The following is a 4180-nucleotide window of genomic DNA, read 5'->3' on the forward strand; positions in this document are numbered from 1 at the left end:
CAGCTTGAATTTGATATGAGGGTATATCTCACATATATGGATATTTTTAAGAAATCATTGTATTAAAATCCTTTGAAGTTGTAAGTTATCTGTGCTAAAATAATCAGAGCTAACAAGCATAGAGTTTAGTTTGCGAATAGGAGAGTGTATGAAAAAAAGACTTTACTTCGACAAAAGCGAAGATATGAAGTATATATCCCATCTGGATATGATGAGATTTCTGGAAAGGCTTTTAAAAAAAGCAAAAATAGAGGTCAAATATTCAGAAGGATTTCACCCGAGGCCTAGAATGTCATTTGGTAATCCCGTGTCCTTAGGTGTTGAAGCCTATGATGAGGTAATGGATCTAGAGCTTTTGGTTGAGATGGAAAACGAGATTCTTCTAGAGAAACTCAATGCAGTATGTCCTCAGGGTTTTAGGTTTAATGCTGCAGAGGATGTCCCTAGAAAATCAAATATTGCAGAAGAGTTTCAGATAATGATATACGAGATATCAGGAGATGAGGCCACCCTTGAAAAACTGAAAAACCTTCTTGGTCAGGATGAGATAGTAGAAGTCAAGATTAAAAACGGCAAAAGAAAAGAGAGAAATCTCAAAGAAAGAATACAGAGTTATAGTATAGAGGGGAATAAACTTCGTCTGGAACTTATAAATACCTCTCCCAACGTATTTTTGGGAATGGCTGAAGTAAATCCAACGGAAGTTGAAATAAAAAAACTAGGATATAAAAAGTAAGAAAGAGGAGGAGAATTTAGTATGTTGGATTTGAGATATATGCGTGACAACATCGAATTTTTAAAGGGGATGTTGAAAAACAGAAATGCTACAGTAGATCTTGACGACTTTGAACAGCTAGATGCAGAAAGAAGAGATCTTCTTACTGAGGTCGAAGCGTTGAAACATAAAAGGAATAATGTTTCCCATGAAGTAGGGAGATTAAAAAGAGAAAAGCAGGATGCATCTCATATAATTTCTGAGATGGGAGAGGTATCTTCTAAGATAAAAGAGCTGGACTCAAAACTTTCAGAAATAGATGAGAAACTACAATATTATCAGATGACTATACCAAATGTATACCATGAATCTACTCCTGTGGGAAATGATGAAGAGGATAATATCCTTGTGAGAACCTGGGGAGAACCTACTGAATTTAAATACGAGCCGAAAAATCACTGGGAGCTTGGAGAAGAGCTCGGAATCCTTGATTTTGAAAGAGGAGCAAAATTAGGCGGAGCAAGATTTACTGTGTATAGGGGGCTAGGTGCCAGATTAGAGAGAGCACTTATAAACTTCATGCTTGATCTTCATACAACTGAGCACGGTTATACTGAGCATATAACTCCGTTTTTAGTAAGAAGAGACATCTGTGAGGGAACTGGTCAGCTTCCAAAATTTGAAGATGACATGTACAAAACTACAGACGAGATGTTTCTCATATCCACTTCTGAAATAACTCTTACAAATCTTCACAGAAAAGAGATATTAGAAGAGAGCGACCTTCCAAAGTACTATACTGCTCACTCTCCTTGTTTCAGAAGAGAAGCGGGTTCATACGGAAGAGATGTAAAAGGTCTTATAAGACAGCATCAGTTCAACAAAGTAGAGATGGTCAAAATTACTACACCTGAAAACTCTTATGATGAATTAGACAGAATGGTTGTAAATGCAGAGACTGTTCTTCAGAAGCTGGGGCTTCCTTACAGACTGGTACAGCTTTGTACCGGGGATATAGGGTTCTCTGCGGCAAAAACTTATGACCTTGAAGTATGGCTTCCAGGTCAGGGGAAATACAGAGAGATATCTTCTTGCTCTAACTGCGGAGACTTCCAGGCAAGAAGAATGGGCCTGAAGTACAGACCAGAGGGAACTAAAAAGAGTGAATTTGTGAATACACTAAATGGTTCTGGAGTGGCAGTGGGAAGAGCTCTTCTTGCAATAATGGAAAACTATCAGCAAGAGGACGGCTCAATAATTATACCAGAAGTTTTAAGACCTTATATGGGGGGAGTAGATGTTATTAAAAAGTAGTTTATTCTTGCTTTTTATAGGGAATATCTATTTCAGTAAACCTATTAATATGGTAACTATAGCGGTAGTACTGCTTCTTATAAATTTGTTTTGGAATAAAGATTTTAAAAAATGTTTGAAAAAAATGAAATTTTTGTTTTTTTTCTACATGGGTACATGTCTGTTTCAACTTTTTTATCTGCAGGAAGGAGAAGTTGTCTGGAGGGTGTATAACTTTTATGTCACCAAGCCGGGTCTTACTTCTGTAGCAGTGAACTTTATGAGAATAAGTAACCTCATTATGATCTCCTGGATGATAAATTCCAAGGGGATATTAAAGGGGAGGTTAAAAAAGTATCAGGTAGTTGTGGAAAATGTAATGGAGCTTGTTCCTGAAGTTTTGACCATGTTTAAAAGGCGGATGAAGTTAAAATGGTTTTTTAGACATATTTTGACTAGGATAAAGAGCAAAATATGACCTTGTTTGAATTTGATTTTACGATATAAATTTGTTAAAATATCTTTATAAAAAATTTTAAGTGGAGGGTTATCAATGAAATATAATTACAAAGATCTAGGTCTTGTAAACACAAGAGAGATGTTTAAAGCTGCCAACGAAAAGGGGTATGCAGTTCCTGCATTTAACTTTAACAACATGGAGCAGGCTTTAGCTATAGTTGAAGCATGTGCTGAGATGGGTTCTCCTGTAATTCTACAATGTTCTTCTGGTGCTAGAAAGTACATGGGAAAAGAGATAGTTCCTATGCTTGCAAAAGGAATGGTAGAGCATGTAAGAGCTATGGGTTCTGATATACCAGTAGCACTACATTTAGATCACGGATCTGACTTAGAGCTAATCAAAGACTGTATAGATTATGGATTCTCATCTGTTATGATAGATGGTTCACATTATGATTTTGAAAAAAATATTGTAATATCTAAAGAAGCTGCAGAATATGCTCATAAATTTGACGTTACAGTAGAAGCTGAGCTTGGAGTTCTTGCAGGAGTTGAAGACGATGTAGTAGCAGATGCACACGTATTTACTCAGCCTGAAGAAGTAGAAGAATTTGTATCTAGAACAGGGGTAGACTCTCTTGCTATCGCAATCGGTACTTCTCACGGAGCTCATAAATTCAAACCTGGAAGCGATCCTAAATTAAAGCTTGATATACTTGCTGAGATAGAGAGAAAAATTCCTGGATTTCCTATTGTACTTCATGGTTCTTCAGCAGTGCCTGCAAAATATGTAGATATGATAAAAGAGTTCGGCGGAGAACTTACAGATGCAATTGGTATCCCGGATGACCAGCTTAGAGGAGCTACAAAATCAGCTGTTTCAAAGATCAACGTTGATACAGACGGAAGACTTGCATTTACAGCTGGAATAAGAAAAGTATTCGGAACAAATCCTAAAGAGTTTGACCCAAGAAAATACTTAGGACCTGCAATGAAAGAGATGAAAGATTACTATAAGTCCAAAATAGTAGATGTTTTCGGATCTGAAGGTGCTTATAAGAAAGCTTCTAAATAAGTTATAATAAAAAGGCCCCGCTCGAGAGCGGGACCTTTTTTATTATTCAGGGTCTTTCTTAAATTTTTCGAACAGAGATGTGAGCTGTTCTAATTCTTGGGTATATTTTTTTATCAGTATGTCGTTCTCTTCGGCATATGCTTTTTCAAGGTCTTTTTCAAGCTGATCCATTTTCCCTCTAAAATCTTCTAATTTTTCTCTACACTTTTCCATACAGCCTACCTCCCGATAAATAATATTACTATTAAATAGTTACAACAACAGAGAAAAAAAACCTTTTTAAAAACTAAAAAATAATTATAAATATAAGAAGTAGTAACGTAAAAATAAATTTTAAATTTAAAAATCCCACTTTGACATAAGGAGAAAAAATTCTTGAAAATAAGTAAAAGTCATGATATACTTTTACGAGTGATGAAAGAAATTGAGCAGTTTTATTGATTGCAAAATCTAATAATTTTTGAAATGAGTTTTTAAAAGACCTATTTCAAAAAAAAATCTCATGAGACGATTTTTTTTTTTCGTCTTTTTTTATTGTCAATTATTAATTAGAATTTAAATAGGAGGTATATTTTTGATGAAGCAAGCAAAGTATATTTTTGTAACAGGTGGAGTAGTATCATCTCTTGGAAAAGGTA

Annotated in this window: 5 protein-coding genes; 4 read left to right on the top strand and 1 reads right to left on the bottom strand. The window is 35.2% G+C overall.

Annotated features, from left to right (window positions below; translation table 11 throughout):
* Nucleotides 1-148: 148 nt before the first annotated feature.
* The 4 genes from ABZA26_RS09070 (at nucleotide 149) to ABZA26_RS09085 (ending at nucleotide 3542) form a co-directional block, all read left to right on the top strand.
* Nucleotides 149-736 (top strand): TIGR03936 family radical SAM-associated protein, encoded by a 588-nt coding sequence (locus ABZA26_RS09070; RefSeq protein WP_372714200.1) that lies wholly within the window; start codon nucleotides 149-151, stop codon nucleotides 734-736.
* Nucleotides 737-757: 21 nt separating this feature from the next.
* Nucleotides 758-2029, top strand: a complete 1272-nt coding sequence (serS, locus tag ABZA26_RS09075) for a serine--tRNA ligase (protein WP_372714201.1) — start codon at nucleotides 758-760, stop codon at nucleotides 2027-2029.
* A complete protein-coding gene (locus ABZA26_RS09080; protein ID WP_372714202.1) occupies nucleotides 2013-2486 on the top strand; it encodes a hypothetical protein in 474 nt (157 codons plus the stop codon). Before serS ends, ABZA26_RS09080 begins: the two co-directional genes overlap by 17 nt.
* Nucleotides 2487-2561: 75 nt before the next feature.
* Nucleotides 2562-3542, top strand: coding sequence for a class II fructose-bisphosphate aldolase (locus ABZA26_RS09085; protein ID WP_372714203.1), 981 nt, complete (start codon nucleotides 2562-2564; stop codon nucleotides 3540-3542).
* 42 nt (nucleotides 3543-3584) lie between these two features.
* Here ABZA26_RS09085 and ABZA26_RS09090 read toward each other — a convergent pair whose 3' ends face one another.
* Nucleotides 3585-3755, bottom strand: coding sequence for a hypothetical protein (locus tag ABZA26_RS09090; protein ID WP_372714205.1), 171 nt, complete (start codon nucleotides 3753-3755; stop codon nucleotides 3585-3587).
* Nucleotides 3756-4180 lie beyond the last annotated feature (425 nt).

Source organism: Ilyobacter sp. (assembly GCF_041583315.1).
Taxonomy (GTDB): Bacteria; Fusobacteriota; Fusobacteriia; order Fusobacteriales; family Fusobacteriaceae; genus Ilyobacter.

Coding starts and splice junctions, on each gene's coding strand:
- ABZA26_RS09080 (WP_372714202.1), top strand. CDS start 2,013: ATGTTATTAAAAAGTAGTTTATTCTTGCTTTTTATAGGGAATATCTAT.
- serS (WP_372714201.1), top strand. CDS start 758: ATGTTGGATTTGAGATATATGCGTGACAACATCGAATTTTTAAAGGGG.
- ABZA26_RS09070 (WP_372714200.1), top strand. CDS start 149: ATGAAAAAAAGACTTTACTTCGACAAAAGCGAAGATATGAAGTATATA.
- ABZA26_RS09090 (WP_372714205.1), bottom strand. CDS start 3,755: ATGGAAAAGTGTAGAGAAAAATTAGAAGATTTTAGAGGGAAAATGGAT.
- ABZA26_RS09085 (WP_372714203.1), top strand. CDS start 2,562: ATGAAATATAATTACAAAGATCTAGGTCTTGTAAACACAAGAGAGATG.